The sequence below is a fragment of the Flavobacterium niveum genome, assembly GCF_055231775.1.
Map to the genome: position 1 here is coordinate 308,977 of NZ_JBUYSX010000006.1, position 19,232 is coordinate 328,208.

General features: G+C 46.4%; 14 protein-coding genes. 9 read left to right on the forward strand and 5 right to left on the reverse strand.

Annotation, left to right across the window (positions count from 1 at the left end; all coding sequences use genetic code 11):
• Nucleotides 1-237 precede the first annotated feature (237 nt).
• The 3 genes from ACZIX4_RS16110 to ACZIX4_RS16120 all read right to left on the reverse strand — a co-directional run bounded on the left by ACZIX4_RS16110 (nt 238) and on the right by ACZIX4_RS16120 (nt 4,921).
• Complete coding sequence (locus tag ACZIX4_RS16110; protein WP_463336666.1) at nt 238-1,002, reverse strand: amidohydrolase; 765 nt, start codon at nt 1,000-1,002, stop codon at nt 238-240.
• A 185-nt stretch (nt 1,003-1,187) separates the two neighbouring features.
• Entirely contained in the window at nt 1,188-3,500 is a 2,313-nt protein-coding gene (locus ACZIX4_RS16115; protein ID WP_463336667.1) for a glycoside hydrolase family 3 N-terminal domain-containing protein, read from the reverse strand.
• Nucleotides 3,500-4,921: a glycoside hydrolase family 30 protein gene (locus tag ACZIX4_RS16120; RefSeq protein ID WP_463336668.1), complete on the reverse strand. Its 1,422-nt coding sequence runs from the start codon at nt 4,919-4,921 to the stop codon at nt 3,500-3,502. Before ACZIX4_RS16120 ends, ACZIX4_RS16115 begins: the two co-directional genes overlap by 1 nt.
• A 269-nt stretch (nt 4,922-5,190) precedes the next feature.
• Between ACZIX4_RS16120 and ACZIX4_RS16125 the strand changes: the two genes are divergently transcribed.
• A complete protein-coding gene (locus ACZIX4_RS16125) occupies nt 5,191-8,055 on the forward strand; it encodes a triple tyrosine motif-containing protein (RefSeq protein ID WP_463336669.1) in 2,865 nt (954 codons plus the stop codon).
• Nucleotides 8,056-8,383: 328 nt separating this feature from the next.
• Here the strand turns inward: ACZIX4_RS16125 and ACZIX4_RS16130 are convergent, their stop codons facing one another.
• Entirely contained in the window at nt 8,384-9,745 is a 1,362-nt protein-coding gene (locus tag ACZIX4_RS16130) for a hydroxymethylglutaryl-CoA synthase family protein (protein WP_463336670.1), read from the reverse strand.
• A gap of 210 nt (nt 9,746-9,955) precedes the next feature.
• Here ACZIX4_RS16130 and ACZIX4_RS16135 point away from each other — a divergent pair, with 210 nt between their 5' ends.
• The 5 genes from ACZIX4_RS16135 to ACZIX4_RS16155 all read left to right on the forward strand — a co-directional run bounded on the left by ACZIX4_RS16135 (nt 9,956) and on the right by ACZIX4_RS16155 (nt 15,832).
• Nucleotides 9,956-10,807: a ChaN family lipoprotein gene (locus tag ACZIX4_RS16135; RefSeq protein ID WP_463336671.1), complete on the forward strand. Its 852-nt coding sequence runs from the start codon at nt 9,956-9,958 to the stop codon at nt 10,805-10,807.
• Between the two features lie 717 nt (nt 10,808-11,524).
• Nucleotides 11,525-12,370, forward strand: coding sequence for a succinate dehydrogenase cytochrome b subunit (locus ACZIX4_RS16140; RefSeq protein ID WP_463336672.1), 846 nt, complete (start codon nt 11,525-11,527; stop codon nt 12,368-12,370).
• A gap of 17 nt (nt 12,371-12,387) precedes the next feature.
• Complete coding sequence (locus tag ACZIX4_RS16145) at nt 12,388-14,397, forward strand: fumarate reductase/succinate dehydrogenase flavoprotein subunit (RefSeq protein WP_463336673.1); 2,010 nt, start codon at nt 12,388-12,390, stop codon at nt 14,395-14,397.
• Nucleotides 14,398-14,413: 16 nt separating this feature from the next.
• Nucleotides 14,414-15,175 (forward strand): succinate dehydrogenase/fumarate reductase iron-sulfur subunit, encoded by a 762-nt coding sequence (locus ACZIX4_RS16150; protein ID WP_463336674.1) that lies wholly within the window; start codon nt 14,414-14,416, stop codon nt 15,173-15,175.
• A 237-nt stretch (nt 15,176-15,412) separates the two neighbouring features.
• On the forward strand, nt 15,413-15,832 hold the full coding sequence (locus tag ACZIX4_RS16155) for a DUF1801 domain-containing protein (RefSeq protein ID WP_463336675.1): 420 nt from the start codon (nt 15,413-15,415) through the stop codon (nt 15,830-15,832).
• Nucleotides 15,833-15,836: 4 nt separating this feature from the next.
• Here ACZIX4_RS16155 and ACZIX4_RS16160 read toward each other — a convergent pair whose 3' ends face one another.
• Nucleotides 15,837-17,078, reverse strand: a complete 1,242-nt coding sequence (locus ACZIX4_RS16160) for an OmpA family protein (RefSeq protein ID WP_463336676.1) — start codon at nt 17,076-17,078, stop codon at nt 15,837-15,839.
• A 158-nt stretch (nt 17,079-17,236) separates the two neighbouring features.
• Between ACZIX4_RS16160 and ACZIX4_RS16165 the strand changes: the two genes are divergently transcribed.
• From ACZIX4_RS16165 to ACZIX4_RS16175, 3 genes are all read left to right on the forward strand, one after another.
• Complete coding sequence (locus ACZIX4_RS16165; protein WP_463336677.1) at nt 17,237-17,662, forward strand: VOC family protein; 426 nt, start codon at nt 17,237-17,239, stop codon at nt 17,660-17,662.
• A gap of 25 nt (nt 17,663-17,687) precedes the next feature.
• Nucleotides 17,688-18,278: a putative polyvalent protein kinase domain-containing protein gene (locus ACZIX4_RS16170; protein WP_463336678.1), complete on the forward strand. Its 591-nt coding sequence runs from the start codon at nt 17,688-17,690 to the stop codon at nt 18,276-18,278.
• A gap of 150 nt (nt 18,279-18,428) precedes the next feature.
• Nucleotides 18,429-19,163: a protein phosphatase 2C domain-containing protein gene (locus tag ACZIX4_RS16175; protein WP_463336679.1), complete on the forward strand. Its 735-nt coding sequence runs from the start codon at nt 18,429-18,431 to the stop codon at nt 19,161-19,163.
• Nucleotides 19,164-19,232: the final 69 nt, after the last annotated feature.

Below are 19,232 nucleotides of genomic sequence, written 5' to 3' on the forward strand. Positions count from 1 at the left end.
AGAATTGTGAATTTTCAATTACGAATTATACAAAACTGCCGGAATATCCGGCAGTTTTGTTATAGCTTTATTTTCCTCGCTGGCGCAAACAGGGGTTCCATTTCGAGCGCAGCGTAGCGGAGTCGAGACCCCGAAGGCCGAACGAAGTTAAATCTCAAAATTTGTAGTCGAGATTTCTCCTATCGTCGAAATGGAACACTCGACTGTAATTAATAATGTTGAGACAGCCCCTTCTCTTTACAGTTTTATCTCAAAGTCATCTTTATCATTCAGGAATGCAAAACGGCTGCGTGTGGCTTCCAGCGCTTCCTTGTCCAGTTCTACAGTAAAAACCCCATCGGCTTCGGTCGGTTCCAGCAGGTAAGCGCCCAGTGCGTCCAGCACCTGTGTATGGCCGCTGTAGGTATGGCCGTTGCCGTCTTGCCCCACACGGTTGACACCTATGGTATAGCTAAGGTTTTCTATAGCGCGGGCTTTCAGCAGCGCATCCCAGGCATAGGTGCGTACCTGCGGCCAGTTGGCCACATACAACAGCACATCATAATCTTCCACATTTCGCGCAAAAACAGGGAAACGCAGGTCATAGCATACCAGCGGGCATAGCTTCCAGCCTTTATATTCTACAATCAGTTTTTCGGTGCCTTTGGTGTAGTGCTTGTGCTCATCGGCATAGGAGAACAGGTGGCGCTTGTTGTAGGTCTCTATACTTCCGTCAGGAAATACAAAAAACATGCGGTTGTAGTAGCTGTTACCTTCTTTTATGGCAAGGCTACCGGTTATGGCACAGTTTTTAGCTATGGCCGTTTGCTGCATCCATTTCACCGTATCTCCATCAGGAGCTTCGGCTACGGTAGCCGGGTTCATGGTAAACCCTGTGGCAAACATTTCGGGCAGTACAATAAGGTCGGTGCTTTCTATGGTATCTATAAACGAGGTAAAATGCGTACGGTTAGCAGCGGAATCTTCCCACGCCAGGGTGGTTTGTATAAGGGATATTTTCATTTCTTTTTTGTTTGACACGAAGTTCACGAATTTTATTGACAACATCTTTGATTCGTTTGAATTTTTAAGCGTTGATATATAACACCTCCGCACTACAAAAAAATCAAAACAAAAAAACCGGCAGTGCTCAGCTGCCGGTCCTTGCAAATGTACTAACCTAAAACTCTAATTTATGATAACATTTATCATTCTGTCATTGTAAACTGTGCCTTTAGCTTGCCTATGGCTACTTCAAAGCCGCCCGCCTCAAGCATGGTTTTACCATCGCGGCCTATGTAGCTAAGGTCGGCCGGGTTCAGCTCAAAACTTATCGTTTTGCTTTCGCCAGGTTTCAGTTCTATTTTCTCAAAGCGGCGCAGGCGCTTCACATCCGGCGTTACGCTGCTGGCATACAAGTCGCTGGTAAACAGGTGTACCACCTCTTTTCCGGTTACTTTACCGGTATTGGTTACCGTAACGCTTACCTGTATCTTTTCGCCTTTTTTAATTGAGGGTTTGCCCAACGTAAGGTCTTTATATTCAAATGTGGTATAGCTAAGCCCGTGCCCGAATATAAACTGCGGATTGTAGTCGGCTTCATAATTGTACACCCCTTCAGCTTTCTTCTGTTCTTCGCTCGGCTTGTGTATGTAGCCAATGGTAGCGTTAGGGTAGCGCGGGTAAGTATACGGCAGCTTACCACTTGGGTTTACATCGCCAAAAAGCACGTCGGCAAGGGCATCACCACCAAAGTTACCCGGAAGGTACGTTTGTACAATACCCTTCATTTGCTGCTCAAACTTGCTTATTACCCTTGGGCGGCCTTCGTTAAGGATAAGGATAACCGTTTTTCCGGTAGCGGCTATTTTCTGTGCCAGTTCCGTTTGCAGGTCGCTCATGTACAGGTCGTTCATGTCGCCCGGCTTTTCGGTGTAGCTGTTTTCGCCAAGGCAAAGCAGTACTACATCGGCATTTTTGGCAGCAGCCACAGCCTCGTCCATTTTGTCGGCATACTCATCGTAGTAGTGTCCGTCCATTTTATAGCTCACACCCGGCACGTAGGTAACATTTTGTTTTCCTATTTCATTTTGAACGGCCTCCAGTATGGTGTTGTATTTAGCAGCGTGCAGGTCCACGCGGTCGCCTTGCCAACTGTAGGTCCACGCGCCGTTAAGGGTACGCATGCTGTTAGCGTTAGGGCCTGTAACCAGTACCTTGGTTGTCTTTTTAAGTGGAAGCACATTACCTTCGTTCTTCAGCAGGGTAATGGCTTCGGCAGCCATATCGTACGCGGCTTTTTCGTGTTCTTTACTGCCAAATTTTGGGTAATCCTTGTAGTGGGTATTCGGCTTATCAAAAAGGTTCAGTGCATACTTCACTTTAAGTATACGGCGTACGGCATCGTCTATCCTTTCCTGCTTTACTTTGCCTTCTTTTACAAGGGCGGTTAAATTATCACAAAAAACCTCGTAGTTATAAGGAATCATGCTCATGTCTATACCGGCGTTTATGGCCAGCATTATGGCTTCTTTGTCGGTAGCGGCTACCCTGTCTCTCCTGTGCAGGTTTTCTATATCTGCCCAGTCGGTAACCACAAGGCCGTTAAAGCCCAGCTCTTCCTTAAGCAGTTTGGTAAGGATATCATAGTTGGCATGCACCGGAACCCCGTTGATAATGCCCGAATTTATCATAATGGTATGTGCACCGGCATCTACCGCAGCCTTAAACGACGGCAGGTGGTATTCGCGCAGGGCATCTATGCTTATGTAGCTTGGCGTACGGTCTTTACCCGAAATCACTGCATGGTAGCCCAAAAAGTGCTTCATGCAGCTGGCCAGTTTGTATGGGTCGGCTATGTTGTTGTCCTTGCCCTCGTACCCGTCTATCATTGCGGCACCAAGTACCGAACACAGGTACGGGTCTTCGCCAAAGCTTTCCCACATGCGGCTGAAACGCGGGTCTAAGCCCAAATCCAGCACCGGGCTGAAGTTCCACGGGATATTGCTCGCGCGGGTTTCGTAAGCTGTTATTGATGCGCCCAGTTCGGTAAACTTAGGGTTACGCGCCGCTCCCTGCGCTATTTGCTGCGGGAACATGGTAGCGCCATCGGTATAGGTAGCGCCGTGTATTTCGTCTACGCCATACAGTACCGGGATTTTGTTACGGTCTGTTTTTAGCGATGCCTTTTGTATCTCGCTGATAACCTCATACCAGCGTTTTGGCGTAAGCGCCGTGTTGTACGATGTATTCAGTATAGAACCGATGTGGTATTTGTTAAATACATCGTTCATCTTGGCCGGGTCAAGGTCAAAAGGCTGTGCCGCGGCATAGCGGTTGCCCCCTTTGCCTATTACGTCAAGGGTTACCTGCGCCATCTGGCCCACCTTTTCCTCAAGGGTCATTTTAGCTATAAGCGCCTCCACTTTTTTGTCGATGTCGGCCTGTTTTTGCTGTGCCTGTGCCACAAACCCTGCAAGGAGCAGCGTGCCAAGGGCAATTTTCTGCGTAAAAATTTTCATTACAATACAAGGGTAGCTATGCCACCCGCTTTTAGTGTTATAGTAGTTTTAATGGTTCCGTCTGTTACGTCAACCGTTTTTTCTTCGGCAGAGGTGTTTTGTAAAATGGTTACCGTTTTGCCATCGGGCGTTTTGTAGGCCACGTTAGGCAAGCCTTCAGGCATGTTACTTGCTACCCGTACCGAACCTGCGGGTACAAATTTACTCGCCTGCGCTATAATGTAGTAGGCCGGTTCGCGCTTGTAAGTATCGCCCGTTATGGTTACCGCGCCCATACAGCCTTTACAGCCGCCGCGGTCGGTGTGGGGTTGCTGGGCATCGTCTGCGGCCAGGTTCCATTCCAGCACCGTTTTGCACCAGTTGCGCGGGGCACCGATGATGAGGTTTTCGGTATGCCAAGTCATTTCCTTGGCGAAATCTCCCGGTGCGCCCACCCATTGTTCTGTAAAATACAGGTTCTTGTCCGGGTGGGCAGTGTGGACCTTACTTATGGCATTTACTTCACCACCGTACATGTGGAATGCCGAACCGTCTATATACTGTGCGGCCTTAGGGTCGTTTAGTATACTGATAGGGTAATCGGGCCTGTCGGCGTTGTGGTCATAAATAATAATCCGGGTTTGGATATTGTTTTTGGAAAAGGCTATGCCCAAATGATCCCTTACAAACTCCTTTTGGGCGTCGGCAGGCATCAGCAGGCTGGGGTTGTTACCGGGATGTAACGGTTCGTTCTGTACGGTTATGGCATAAATATCTACACCTTCTTTCTTCATTTCCTGAAGGTACTTTACCAAATAGTTTGCGTAGGTGGTATAGTACTCCGGCTTCAGGCTGCCGCCACGGGTATCGCCGTTGTCTTTCATCCATGCGGGTGGCGACCACGGCGAGCCCAGCAGTTTAATGTTTGGGTTAATGGCCAGTATTTGCTTTAATACCGGTATCAGGTATTTACGGTCGTAGCCGAGGCTGAACTTCTCCAGTTTTGGGTCGGTTTGCCCGGCGGGCAGGTCGTCGTACGAAAATACCATTTCGTCAAGGTCGGAAGCACCTATGCTGATACGAAGGAAGCTTACGCCAATGCCCTCAGGGCCGTGGCCAAAGATTTCGTTCAGCAGTTTAGCACGAGCTTCCGCGCTCATTTTACTTATGTGTAGTGCGCTACCACCGGTAAGCGTATAGCCAAAACCGTCCATAACCTGGTAGGTTTGCTTCGGGTTTATGGTAAGCTGTTCGTGTGCGGCATCGGGTTTACCGTACAGCAGCGTGGGTTGCAGTAATGCCGATTTGTCGGGCATGGTTACATACGCCATTGCTCCGTTAGGTTGCTTTGCAGTGCCCGAGCCTGCGCATGCACTCACAAGCATGGCGCAGGTTACTCCGGCAGCAAAGAATGTAGTTACTCTTTTTGTGGGGTATTGCATGAAATTTGAAATTTGGGTGAATGCACTCGCAGCATCACAATCCCAAAATTAACGGTTAGCATCGCCGCCACGAAAAATCCTACTACACTTTGTTTACATCAATACATAATATGCCTACGTTTATTATTCGTTATTTTTTGTAAAAAATTTATTTTCAAAAAATTAACTCAGAAATATTTATACACTTTTTCATTTAAAATTTTATTTTTGGAAGCAAAATTCAACCTGAAGTATATCGTTTTCGAAAGCTTTGATGCATTTGCCCGATAATGAGAGAAATCGTTTTAAAAATTATCCTGCTGTTTTTTCCTGCTGTGCTGTTCAGCCAGGACAACCTGAAGATACATGCCTATACCAAAACCGACTTTAATGCCGACAGCCAGTTTTGGGCGGTTTGTGAATCGGCAGACGGAACATTGTTTTTTGGGAATAACGATGGTGTTTTAGCCTACAATGGCGAGCATTGGCAGAAGATAGCCCTGCCCAATAACTCATCGGTACGCAGCCTTGCCATAGGCCCGAAAGGGCAAATTTATGCCGGTGGGTATGACGAAGCTGGTATTGTATACCGCAAGCCGACGGGCGAATATGCCTACCGTTCGCTGATAAAAGACATAGCCGGGGCAGGCAAAAACATAGAAAACATTTGGGATATACAGTACTTCAGCAACCGTATGCTGTACCGCGCTTATGGCGAAATCATCATTACATCCGGTAAAACGGCTACGCACATCCCCTCGGCATCTACGTTTACCTATTCGGCTGTGGCGGGTAATAATTATTATGTGGAAGAGGAAGGCCACGGCATACTTACGCTGCAACCTGTAAGCAATACGCTGGCCCGTGTATTCAGCGCGGAAACCTATAACAATGAAGCTATTGCCGAAATACTACCCGGTAACCGTGCCGGGACCATTTGGGTAATTACCCTGCAGGGCGGGCTGTACCTGGGCGAACTTGCCACCGGGAAAATGCTGCTGATGAACCGCTTTTTTGATGCTGGCCACCCCGGTTGGGCTACATCAGCACTGAAAAATGCCGACGGCAGCATTTATGTAGGCAGTGTGGATTCGGGGATGATAAGCATCAACCTGAAAGGGGAAGTGGTGCGCAATGCCCCGGCGTTTACAGGTGTGCCCGAAGGCGTAATCCAGAAACTGTACCGCGCTGCCGACGGTAATGTGTGGATTTTACAAAATAACGGCCTCGCCTATGCCGATTTCCGTTCGCCCTACCGTATGCTATTTAACAAGGCTTCGGTGTATGATGCCCTGCTGCACAACGGCATGCTTTATGTGGCTACCACCCAGGGGCTGCATGCGGCAGTGTACAATAACGCAGCACCCGATTTTATCAAAATCAACGAAATACAGGGACAGGTATGGAGCGTGCAGCAGGCTGGCAGTTCTATTATCGCGGCTGCCGATACGGGGCTTTATGAAATATCGGGGCATTCCGCTGCACGCATCGGCAGCGCCACCGGCTTCTGGAAAATAACCCCCATCAGCACCAAGCCCGGTTTTTACCTGGCTTCGCAATACAATGGCCTTTACCTGCTGGAAAACCAACAGGGCAAATGGGTATTGCACAGTAAAATAGCAGGCTTTAACGAGTCGGCGCGCGATATACTGCCTTCGGGCGAACCCGATACGTACTGGATTTGCCACGGCTACCAGGGGGTGTACCGCGTGCGCATAGACCCGGCGTACACCCGCGTGAGTGCCGTAGACCAGTTTACCAATAAAAACGGGCTTAAAAATCCGCTTAACGTTAACGTATTCCGCTGGAACGGCACTATAGTGTTTACCACCAATACCGGCATTTATACGTTTGATGCGCCATCGGGGCGTTTCATCCCTTTTGCGCCTCTAAACACTGTGCTCAATACTTCCAAAAACACCCGTAAGCTGCTGCAATACGGTGGCCGCACCTGGTTTATACAGGACGATGAGGCGGGGTATTTTGGCAATGATAAAAAGATTGAAAAAGAATTGTTCCTGAACCTGAAGGGCACTTTTAACCGTGGTATGGAATGTCTTATAGGCCTGCCCGGTGGCAAAATGCTGTTTGGCACTACTAACGGGCTGTTCCTCTACAACCTGAACAGCCACCCGGCTACTGTTCAGGTACAAACGGCGATAACGGGCGTGTCGTATTCACGCAACCGTAAGCAGGTATTGCTCGGCCTTTCGGGGAAGGAAGTGGCTGAACTACCCAACCGCACCGATATTATCCGTATCGATTTTGCTGCGCCAAAAATGCCGCACGGCACCCGCGTACAGTACAGTTACCTGCTGGAAAACAGCGATGCCGGGTGGAGCCCCTGGCAGGATGAACCTTATAAGGAATACACCCACCTCAGTGCCGGGACATATACTTTTAAAGTGCGTAGCCGCAATACTGCGGGCATAGCCGGAGCCGAAGCGTATTATTCATTTACCGTGCTGCCACGCTGGTATGAGACTACCCTGGCGTTTGTGCTCTATATTGTGGCAGCGGGCTTTGCCATATACGGCATAAGGCTATTGGTAAAAAGGCGTATACGCTACGAGAAGGCAAAGAGTACCCGCGAAGCCGAACGCAGCAAACGCATGCTGGAACTGGAACTGGAACAGCTGAAGCTGCAACGCGATAAGGAGGCCGTAATACGTGATAAAGCCCAGCTGGAAGAAGACGTTATATATAAGAGTAAAGAGTTGGCCAACTATACCATGCTGCTGGTGCAGAAAAAGGATTTCTTTGCCGAGATTACTGACGACCTTAAGGAGTTGAAGGATTACCTGCGCAACGAGGAGAGCCGCAAAAAGATATTGGAAATATTCCAGAAGCTGAACCGCCACCGGGTGGGCGAGGAATATATGGAGGTGTTTGACGTGCATTTTGAGAAAGTCCACCACAACTTCTTTGAACGGCTGAAGGAACTAAACCCTACCCTCACCCAGCGTGAACTGCGCCTGTGCGCCTTTGTAAAAATGAATTTGTCCAATAAAGAGATTGCACCGCTATTGGGCATATCATTGCGCGGGGTGGAAAACGCACGCTACCGCATCCGTAAAAAGCTGAATGTAGCGAATGAGGATAATTTCTCGGCTTTTTTGGAGGGGATTGTAGATGAGGTTACCACACAGGAGTAGTCAGAATATCATTTTTTAAAAGTCTCGCAAAGCCGCTAAGTCGCTAAGGTATTGCTACGCAATGTTTGTAGGTTCAAAGCTTTGCGGGTTGACACTTTAAGTGGATTTTTTACCACAAGGTGCACAAAGTTTTTTCGCAAAGTTCACGAAGCTTAGAGGATATTATATAGGGACACAAAGGCTTTCTTTCAGAAAGCGACAATGTTCACAGAGCAACAGATAGTGCATAACCAAGATAAAAAATGCCCGAACTACGTACAGCCCGGGCATTTTTCCGGATTAACGAATCCACGAATAATTACATAACCAAATCACCACATAACCCAAATCACTCTACCCAGCGGTAGTAGCGGGCACCGGTAAGGTTAGGCAGTTCAGTCTCTATTTTGTCTAAAATCCACTCGTTTACCGGGGCAACCACGCTGTAGTGCTGCTCCTTTTTGTGGAGTTTGTTGTAGGTTTCAAAGTCAATGGCGGTGCTTCCGCCAAGGGTTTCAAACAGGCGGGCTTTTTCGGCTGCAGCCTTCCAGCCGCTTTGCAGCGTACCCTGAAATGCCTTGCTCTTAGAGCCGCTACCATACGCCAGGAACCCGAATTTCTTGCCTTCAAGCTCAGTACCCTGTTCCGCTTTTACCACAAGGGCACTTAGCAAGCCCATAAAAATAGAACCGGTGTACAGGTTGCCTATAAGCGATGAAGCAGGCTCGGCAGGTTGTAATTTCTGGTTTACAAAAGCTTTGTAATCATCACTTTTACCAATTTCCTTAACGCGGTTGGCAAAGTCAGCCGCATCTTCATTGCCGGTAAGCAGCGGTTCGTTTGCGTCAAGCGCAAAAATTTCGCTGAACATGCGTCGGCCCTGGAACGCGTACGGCAGGTGCATGATGATGCTCTCCCACGTTTCGTACAGCGAACCCTCTATGTTATTCAGTTTTTTAAAGCTATAGTAGGCTTCTTTGGTGCGCTCAGTGTATACCACGTTGCTGTATTGGCCATCAAAAACCGGCTGGTCTTTGTGTATTTCTATCTCGGCTTCAAGGTTACCGAACCACGGTTCGTTGCCGGGAACATTGGTAATGTCTTTTTTGGTGATGGTGCGGTACGGCTTAAAGAAGTCGAACACGCCGCGTGTGCTCACTGCCCAGGTGTTGTCAAAAGCAATGATACGCGAATTGGCACTTACCAAAAGCGCCACGGCTCCGGCACCCTGGGTGTATTCGCCGCTACTTTCCAGGTCGTATTTGGCTATGTCACTGGCTATAACCACGGCTTTTTTATCCGGGTTAAGGCGTACAAAGTCAATACAGTTTTGCAGGGCATCTACCGCACCGATACAGGCAAAGGTAAGGTCTACCACATCGGTATGCAGGAAGCTGTTGTGCCCGTATTTCTGCTCCATAAGCGCCACGATAAATGAGGCCACTGGTTTAGAGTTGTCTATACCGCTTTCGGTACCTACGTATATGCGGGCTATGTCGGCAGGGTTAAGGTGGTTTTCGTCTATCAGCCTGGTCAATGCATTGGCCCCGAACACTACAGTGTCCTGATGCACATCGGGTAGGGTCATTTTCAGCAGCCCAAGGCCTTTTTCCAGTTTATCGGGGTCTATATCCCTCGCTATGGCAAGGTCTTTTATGGGTAAATGTATCTTGGCAATGTCGTATGCTATAGCGTCAATTCCGGTATTCATTATTGTGTCAGGGTTTGAAAGAATGCAAATTTAAAAGAATAAGCCACGAATTGCACCAATTTCCCGAATTATTGTGATCTCATCAGGTGCATAATGTGTGTTAAACATCAGCCTGCTGTAAAAATTTGTGGAATTACCGTAATCCGTGGCAGTACTTTCGGCAAACAATCCTTACTTTAGCGCATTATTCATATTCATTATAAATAACCAATGAAACTTTACACCCTCTTTGCCGCCCTTATCATAACCCTGACTGCCACCGCACAAGACAAGCAGGGATACCAACTGTATAATGCAAAAGGAAAGAAAACTACCTATAAAGATTTACTAAAAGCCGCCGCAGGTGCCGATGTTGTGCTGTTTGGCGAGCTGCACGATAATAGCATCATCCACTGGCTGGAGTACGAGCTCGCTGCCGATGTTATAAAGCAAAAGCCGGTGATACTGGGCGCTGAAATGGTAGAAACCGACAACCAGCAGGCGCTGAACCGTTACCTTGCCGGAGAAATAAACCAAAAGCAGCTGGACAGCCTGGCACGCCTTTGGCAAAACCATAAAACTGACTATAAGCCGTTGGTGGATTTGGCTAAGGAATTCCACCTGCCGTTTGTGGCGGCCAATGTACCGCGCAGGTACGCCAGCCAGGTGTACAAAAAAGGCCTGGAATCTCTTGAAGCCCTTCCTGCTGACGAAAAAGCGTGGATAGCCCCGCTGCCTATAGCCTATGATGCTTCACTGCCGGGATATAAAGCCATGCTGGAAATGGGTGGCGGCCACGGTGGCGATAACCTGCCGAAGGCGCAGGCCATAAAAGATGCTACCATGGCATGGTCTATAAGCCAAAACGTAAAACCGGGAAGTACGTTCATCCACTATAACGGATCTTACCACAGCGAAAATTATGAGGGTATTAGCTGGTATTTAAACAAATACAAGCCGGGATTGAAGATTGTTACGATAGCCGCCGTTTCGCAAAAAGACCTGGATAAGCTGGAAACGGAACACCTTAAAAAAGCCGACTTTATCATTGTGGTAGATGATAACATGACGAAGACATATTAATTTTGTCATGTATAAACAAAGAACTTAGCGTCCTTCCTTACATTCCGCAGGAATGCTTTGTGTGCTTCCATACTACAAATGAAAACTTTGGGAAACTTTGCGTTTCCTTTGGGGGACTTTGGGTAATAGCTTTCTCTATAAGAACGAACACACATCATCTCGGGGAGCTATCGTGTGACACTTCTTGGCGACTTAGCGGCTTTGCGAGAAATTTTTACCACAAGGTTCACAAAGTTTTTCACAAAGTACACGAAACACATAAATCATACACAACACGAACACAAAGGCTTTCCAAAGGAAAGCTAAACAAGTCCACAAAGTGACTTGCCTCCATACGATAGCCCGCAGAGGAAATAGCTTCACTCATATTGAAGCTTGACTTCATCATTTTTTGCAAAGACGGATTTAAGATTTCTATATAAAATAATTCGGCCTGAACTTTCAAAAATTTTGAAAGTTCAGGCGTTTTTTAATCCACTAAACCGTTGTAGGGAATACAGCAGGCTAAATGACCAAAGTAGGGATTCCTTAAGCCGTTGCGTTATTTAAGATTTTTTTGGGTAAAAAAAACACATTTTCTATTTTATCTCTGTAAATCCTTTAAAAAATCCCTACTTTAAACTGATTATAAATTAGGTTCGAAAGGTTGCGGTAAAACTGATTTAGCCTTACTTTTGTTTGATTTTTTTTAAAACCTTATACTTTTATACAAACATTATGGCAAAATCTGCATTTTTGAAGTCGTCCATCGCCAAAAAATACTGGATGGCTTTAACAGGTTTATTTCTCTGCCTGTTCCTTACGGGGCACTTATTGGGTAACTTACAGCTGCTGGCTACCGGCGAGCACGCTGCACTGCACTTTAACCAGTATGCGCTTTTCATGACCACCAACCCGGCAGTAAAAGCACTGTCTTACCTTACGTACTTCTCTATCCTTTTCCACGCTGTAGACGGTATACTGCTTACCATACAGAACAAAAAGGCACGCCCTGTGGGGTATGCCATGAACAGGCCTTCTAAAAACTCTAAGTGGGCTTCAAGGAATATGGCTGTACTGGGTACACTGGTACTGGTGTTTATTGTTACGCACATGGTAAACTTCTGGGCAGTAATGCACTTTGGTGATTCAGAGCAAATGCCACTGCAAACTACAACCATAAACATACAGGGCCAAACACAGGAACTATATGTTACTACCGATGGCGGTTACATAGCCAAATCTCAGGTAGACGGTGGTGCTGTAGTTATAAAAGACAGGACCGCATTTTATGATGCGCAGGCCAATGTTAAAATAAAAGAAGGTTACAAAGACTTGTACAGGATTACAGTGGCTTTCTTTACCAATGATAAATTCGGGCTTATAGCAGCTATACTTTATGTACTGGCTATGGGTACGCTGGGCTTCCACTTATGGCATGGCTTCAGCAGCGCATTCCAGTCGCTGGGGCTTAACAACCCTAAATACAATGGCTTTATAAAAGGCTTTGGTTACGGTTTTGCCGTTATAGTGCCACTTGCATTTGCCATAATCCCACTATTCATTCACTTTAAGCTTAAATAATCCCAACGTCTACCGATATGAGTTTAGATTCTAAGATACCAGCCGGGGACATCTCCGAAAAATGGACCAAATATAAAGACCACCTTAAGCTTGTTGCCCCAAACAACAGGCCTAAGATTGATGTAATAGTTGTAGGTACCGGCCTTGCCGGCGCTTCGGCTGCCGCTTCGCTTGGCGAAATGGGCTACAACGTTAAGGCATTCTGTTTCCAGGATTCGCCACGCCGTGCGCACTCTATTGCTGCACAGGGTGGTATTAACGCCGCTAAAAATTACCAAAACGACGGTGACAGTACGTACAGGCTGTTTTACGATACTATAAAAGGTGGTGACTACCGTGCGCGTGAAGCTAACGTACACCGCCTTGCAGAAGTTTCTGCAAACATCATCGACCAGTGTGTGGCACAGGGCGTACCTTTTGCCCGCGATTACGGCGGGATGCTTGATAACCGTTCGTTCGGTGGTACACAGGTACAACGTACGTTCTACGCAGCAGGCCAAACAGGCCAGCAGCTGCTACTGGGTGCATACTCTGCACTTTCAAGGCAAATAGGCCTTGGCCGTGTGGCCATGTACAACCGCCACGAAATGCTTGATATTGTAAAAGTAGACGGCAAAGCTCGCGGTATCATAGCCCGTAACCTGGTTACCGGTGCTATAGAAAGGCACTCGGCTCACGCGGTTATTATTGCTTCGGGCGGTTACGGTAACGTATACTTCCTCTCTACAAACGCTATGGGCAGTAACGTAACAGCCGGATGGAAAATCCACAAAAAAGGCGCTTACTTTGCTAACCCGTGCTACGTACAAATCCACCCTACCTGTATCCCGGTACACGGCACTAACCAGTCTAAGCTTACGCTGATGTCTGAGTCGCTGCGTAACTCGGGCCGTATATGGGTCCCTAAAAAACTTGAAGACGCACAGGCCATCCGCGAAGGAAGACTTAAAGCTACCGATATTAAAGAAGAAGACAGGGATTACTTCCTTGAAAGAAGGTACCCTGCCTTTGGTAACCTTGTACCGCGCGACGTAGCTTCGCGTGCTGCCAAGGAGCGTTCAGATGCCGGTTTCGGTATCGAAAACAACGAATCAGGCGAAGGTGTTTACCTTGATTTCTCTTCAGAAATCATCAACAAAGGGCGCCAGGCTGCCTATGCACAGGGTAACCACAACCCGTCTGATGCTGAAATTACCAAACTTGGTAAAGCATGGATAGAGGAGAAATACGGTAACCTTTTCCAGATGTACCAGCAGATTACCGACGAAAACCCGTATGAAGTGCCAATGAAGATTTACCCTGCGGTACACTACACTATGGGTGGTGTATGGGTAGACTACAACCTGCAAAGCTCTATACCGGGCTGTTTTGTGGCAGGTGAGGCTAACTTCTCAGACCACGGTGCTAACCGCCTTGGTGCTTCAGCGCTGATGCAGGGACTTGCCGACGGTTACTTTGTACTTCCGTATACAGTATCAGACTACCTTGCCGGCGAAATCCGTACAGGTAAGATACCTACAAACACTCCTGAATTTGATGAAGCCGAAGCTGGTGTAGTAGCGCAGATAAACGGTTTCCTTAACAATAACGGTACTAAATCTGTAGACTCGTTCCACAAACGCCTGGGCCACATTATGTGGAACAAGGTAGGTATGGGCCGTAACGAGCAGGGGCTTACTGAGGCTATTGCCGAAATTGCTGCCCTTAAAGAAGAATTCTACAAAGATGTATTTGTACCGGGTACTGCCGATGAGATAAACACTGAGCTTGAAAAAGCAATACGTGTAGCCGACTTTATAGACCTGGGCCAGCTTATGGCACGCGATGCACTGCAACGTAAGGAATCTTGCGGTGGCCACTTCCGTGAAGAATACCAGGACTCTGAAGGTGAAACGCTTCGTGATGACGAGAACTTCAATTTTGTTGGCGCCTGGGAATACAAAGGCGACGACATTAACACCGAAGTACTTCATAAAGAAGTGTTGAACTACGAGTATATCAAAATCGCAGCCAGGAATTACAAATAAAAAACATTACAGAGATATGGCTTCTAATAAAAATATAAATATAACCCTGAAAATTTGGCGCCAGAAAAACGCCAAACAAAAGGGAAGCATAGAAACGTATACACTTAAAGACGTTTCAACAGACAGCTCATTCCTTGAAATGCTGGACCAGCTGAACGAACAGCTGATAAGCAACAGGCAGGAGCCGGTGGCCTTTGACCACGACTGCCGCGAGGGTATTTGCGGTATGTGTTCGCTATACATTAACGGCCAGGCACACGGCCCTGCACATAAAGTTACTACCTGCCAGCTGCACATGCGTTCGTTTAAAGATGGCGATACCATCTACGTAGAGCCATGGAGGAGTAAGGCATTCCCGGTAATTAAAGACCTTATGGTAGACCGATCGGCGTTCGACCGTATACAGCAGGCCGGTGGTTTCGTATCGGTAAACACTTCAGGCCGTACTATAGATGCTAATGCTACCCCGGTGCCTAAGCACGATGCAGACCGCGCGTTTGAAGCCGCTGCATGTATCGGTTGCGGTGCTTGTGTGGCCAGCTGTAAGAATGGTTCTGCCATGCTGTTTGTAGGTGCTAAGGTATCTCAGTATGCACTACTGCCACAAGGTAAGGTAGAGGCTACACAGCGTGTACTGAACATGGTACGCCAGATGGACGAAGAAGGATTCGGTAACTGTACCAATACCGGTGCTTGTGAAGTAGAATGCCCTAAAGGTATTTCGCTTGAAAACATTGCCCGTATGAACAGGGAATACCTTTTCGCCAGCGTTAAGTAATAAGCTTCGCTTTTTCAGATATAAAAACGCGCTCCGGTTGGGGCGCGTTTTTGTTTTGTAGAGACGCATTGCATGCGTCTCCTGTACAAAATGGAGACTAGACGCATGCAATGTGTCTCTACGGGAAAACTTTGTAATTTTACCACTCTGTAACTTTTTAACAGCCTTTCGCCAATACAAAGTAATATCTTTATATATCAATAATAGTAAGCGAATTACTGCCAAACAAAACCAGCCATGTCACTGCAACAACATATACACCACTACATAACCTCCCTGCCGGAACCCAAGCGTACCGATATGGAAACGCTGCACAACACCATCCTGCAACTCATGCCGGGGTGTACGCTGTGGTTTTTAGACGGTAAAAATGATGAAGGCAAAGTAGTATCTAACCCCAACATAGGCTACGGCAACATGGTGATGCAACTTGCCGGTGGCAAAACCCGTGAGTTTTACCGTATAGGGCTTAGCGGCAACACCACGGGGATTTCAGTGTACATTATGGGCATTGCCGATAAAAAACACCTGGCTGACACTTACGGCGCAACGATTGGCAAGGCAACCGTAACGGGCTATTGCATTAAGTTTAAAGCACTAAAAGATATAAATATTAAGGTGCTTAAAGCCGCGATACTGTTTGGTGCCGGATTGTAAGCTACTAACTCACACCCAGCGTCCTTTTTACCCAGGCCCAAAAACCTTTTTCTCGAACGGTAGTCGGTTTGTTGATACATTCGGGGCAAATGTAGTACAGGTCGTTACCGTCGGTTTGGGCGGTGTATACACAACGTTTTAGGTTGATGCGTACCGTAGGCCTTTTCAGCGCACGGTCTTCCTGTGTATACCCCTGGAATATCAATCCTTTGGTATTAAACTTAACCGGTGCTGTAAATGCCCACAGCGTGTCGTTTACCTTAGCTGCAAATTGCATACTGTACCCACCGCCCCGTAGCGACAAATCCCTGAATTTATGCTTTTTGTGGGTGGCTATATAAATCACCTTGTTTTGCCACGGCCCTTTTGGCGCCTGCCTGGCAATGCTGTCGCGCCCCGCGTTGCTCACTACCCTGTCATCGTAGCCACACACCCTCCTGTCGCAGTTAAAATACACGCGGCCACGTTGCGGCGGTACTTCCATACTATAGCTTTTGCCGTCCGTAGACACTTTTACTTCGGTATTCTTCCAGTGGATAACCCCGTTTTCCTCTACACCTACCCACACGGTCATGCTCGGCAATGCCTTACCCTTAACGGGAAGCTTTACCGTAAGCGGGCGTCCGGCCAAAGCCCTCACTGCATCTTCAGACAAGTCCATAGAAACCATACCGCCGGTTTCTATCACTTCGCCGTCAGTCGCCACAGCATACATATCATCGGCTATCATTTGCGATGCCGAAAGGTAGCCCCTCAACCCGAAATCATCTTTATCAAGCACTTCATCGGGCAGGCCGCAACCCAAACCGGTATATCCCAAAACCGAGATGCCGTCTTCATTGCGCAACAGTTCTTTCGGTTTACCAAATGCCAGTGCCCTGCCAAAGGACACCGTAACCCTGCGTTTCTGCACATCGGTAAAGGTAGCCCACTGCGGGTCGGAATCTCCCAGGGCTATAAAGCAGGCTTTCTTGTTAAAGTCCTTCAGGTAGCTACTTACAATACCCGCGCGACGCAGTGCCAGCGTATCGTTATAGGTACGGCTGCCGTGGTCGTCTGTAAAACCATAGATGTATACATTTTCATCGGCACCGGCCAGTGCGGCAATGCTGTCTAATGTTTTGCACGCCTCTTTTTTCAGGCTGTAGCGGTCGAAATCAAAATAAACGGTAGCGTGGTGGTTTGCGGTTTGGGCAAATGCACCGGCAGCCAAAAGTAATAACAGGTAAAAGCTATAGTGTTTCATAATCGGTTGTTTCTTATAAAGATGCGGGGAGGATAAGAAAGGGTTGGAATCCAGTAAAAATTAAACCGTTCTTAAACCAAAAAAATTGGCTGCGAGTAAATTTTGTCGTAGGTTTATGTAAGTCACTCAAACGCATCACTTAAACAAAAACAATACTTATGGCACACTTAAATCCTTACATCCATTTTAACGGCAATGCCGAAGAAGCATTTACATTTTACCAATCGGTTTTCGGCGGGGAATTCGCATCGGTAGTCCGCTTTACGGCATTTGAAAACCCGGAATTTCCTGTATCGGAAGCAGAAGCAAATAAGATTGCGCATATTTCATTGCCGATAAGCGAAACCAGCATCCTTATGGGCAGCGATGTCCCGGAAATGCTTGGCACTGTAAATGAAAACGAAAACCGCAGCAAAATTTCGATAGCCGCAGCAAGCAAGGAAGAGGCCGATAAACTGTACAACGGCCTGTCTGAAGGCGGTGCGGTAGAAATGCCTATTGGCGACAGTCCGTGGGGTTCGTATTTCGGGATGTTCCGTGACAAATACGGCATAGAATGGATGGTGAGTTTTGACGGGAGGTAATAATTAGATTTTCTTATATTTGTAAATGAAAAACCTGCTTAAAAATGAAATACACAATGTCTTTTCAGGAAAGAGCGAAGTTAGCTTTGGAGCAACTATCCAATCAATCGCCAGTTACCTTAACAATGGCGCGCAGGCAGGCAGAGGAACTGAAAACACAAAGCAGGTCCGGGAACAAGAAACAAAGAACTTAGAAGAATATATTTCGTTAAACAATCTCTGGATTCGCAACATTGATTTATCGCAATACGTTAGCGAAGGAGCAGAACAAAAAGTTTACTTAAATGGTACCGACCATGTTATTAAACTAAACGATGCTATATATTACACATCCTGGCTTGACTACTTTCGTAACTTACTGCTTCACAATTTCTTTTTCCCGGATACGGCTTACGAGTTAAGGGGGTTTACTAAACAAGAAAATGTGCTGTATGGTGTAGTAGCGCAACCATTTGTTTCGATAACCCAACTTACTGACTTAGAAGAAGTGCGGCGATTTTTAATATCTAATGGTTTTGATAACACAAGAAACAATGATTATCAAAACCATGGACTCGGGATAATTTTAGAAGATTTACACGACGAGAATGTATTAACCCGAAATGGAGTACTCTAATTTATTGACACCGTATTTTACATTACCGATGAATTTTGGGAATAACAGAAATAGTCATAGCGCATTCAAACAAAAAACATATAGTACATTTCGACAGTCTCTTTTTTCAATTTCATTTGAAATCTAAAAAAAGAAGCATAATATTACAGCATGAAAATTTACACCGCCTTACAAATAGGCGATTACCACACTAACCATTGCGAAGATTATTTATTTACAGGGAAAATTAGCAACGATAAAATACTGTGCGCTGTAATGGACGGCTGTACTACAGCTATAGACAGTCATTTTGTATCGGCGTTAGTGGGTAAATTGTTGCGTAAAATAGCAATAGAAAAAGGATATGAAGAACTTTACAATACCGGAGCTTCTTCTGATATTGATGTTACGTTGAAATCAATATTAAGGGAATTGTTTAAAGAGCTCATTATTGTAAAAAACCAACTCCTGCTTGAAAGAAACGAGTTGCTTACCACACTGATAATCCTTCTGGCAGACACTAAAGCCAATGAGGGAATTATTTTGACAATTGGCGATGGACTTGTAAGCATCAACGGACAAATAACCGAATTTGACCAGGATAACAAACCTGATTATCTGGGGTTTCACCTGACCGAGGATTTTGATATATGGTATGATAATCAGAACCAAAAAATTTCCTTTAATGATATCCAGGATATAAGCATTGCTACAGACGGAATTTTCAGTTTTGAACGGGTAAAAAAAGCACAAAATGAGAGCATTATAAACACACCTGAGTTCCTGATACTGGAGAAATCAGGTATAAAGAGTGAAGAAATGCTCAATTTAAAACTGAAAACACTGGAACATGAGTACGGCTTAAAACCTACAGATGATCTGGCTATAATAAGGATGATTAAGTAATAGACATAAAATCTTTCAATCTTTTCAATCTTCAATCTTTCAATTAAATAATCCCTTTTCCTATTTTTG

Coding starts and splice junctions, on each gene's coding strand:
- ACZIX4_RS16120 (WP_463336668.1), bottom strand. CDS start 4,921: ATGCAATACCCCACAAAAAGAGTAACTACATTCTTTGCTGCCGGAGTA.
- ACZIX4_RS16165 (WP_463336677.1), top strand. CDS start 17,237: ATGGCACACTTAAATCCTTACATCCATTTTAACGGCAATGCCGAAGAA.
- ACZIX4_RS16155 (WP_463336675.1), top strand. CDS start 15,413: ATGTCACTGCAACAACATATACACCACTACATAACCTCCCTGCCGGAA.
- ACZIX4_RS16140 (WP_463336672.1), top strand. CDS start 11,525: ATGGCAAAATCTGCATTTTTGAAGTCGTCCATCGCCAAAAAATACTGG.
- ACZIX4_RS16175 (WP_463336679.1), top strand. CDS start 18,429: ATGAAAATTTACACCGCCTTACAAATAGGCGATTACCACACTAACCAT.
- ACZIX4_RS16160 (WP_463336676.1), bottom strand. CDS start 17,078: ATGAAACACTATAGCTTTTACCTGTTATTACTTTTGGCTGCCGGTGCA.
- ACZIX4_RS16145 (WP_463336673.1), top strand. CDS start 12,388: ATGAGTTTAGATTCTAAGATACCAGCCGGGGACATCTCCGAAAAATGG.
- ACZIX4_RS16135 (WP_463336671.1), top strand. CDS start 9,956: ATGAAACTTTACACCCTCTTTGCCGCCCTTATCATAACCCTGACTGCC.
- ACZIX4_RS16115 (WP_463336667.1), bottom strand. CDS start 3,500: ATGAAAATTTTTACGCAGAAAATTGCCCTTGGCACGCTGCTCCTTGCA.
- ACZIX4_RS16110 (WP_463336666.1), bottom strand. CDS start 1,002: ATGAAAATATCCCTTATACAAACCACCCTGGCGTGGGAAGATTCCGCT.
- ACZIX4_RS16170 (WP_463336678.1), top strand. CDS start 17,688: ATGAAAAACCTGCTTAAAAATGAAATACACAATGTCTTTTCAGGAAAG.
- ACZIX4_RS16125 (WP_463336669.1), top strand. CDS start 5,191: ATGAGAGAAATCGTTTTAAAAATTATCCTGCTGTTTTTTCCTGCTGTG.
- ACZIX4_RS16150 (WP_463336674.1), top strand. CDS start 14,414: ATGGCTTCTAATAAAAATATAAATATAACCCTGAAAATTTGGCGCCAG.
- ACZIX4_RS16130 (WP_463336670.1), bottom strand. CDS start 9,745: ATGAATACCGGAATTGACGCTATAGCATACGACATTGCCAAGATACAT.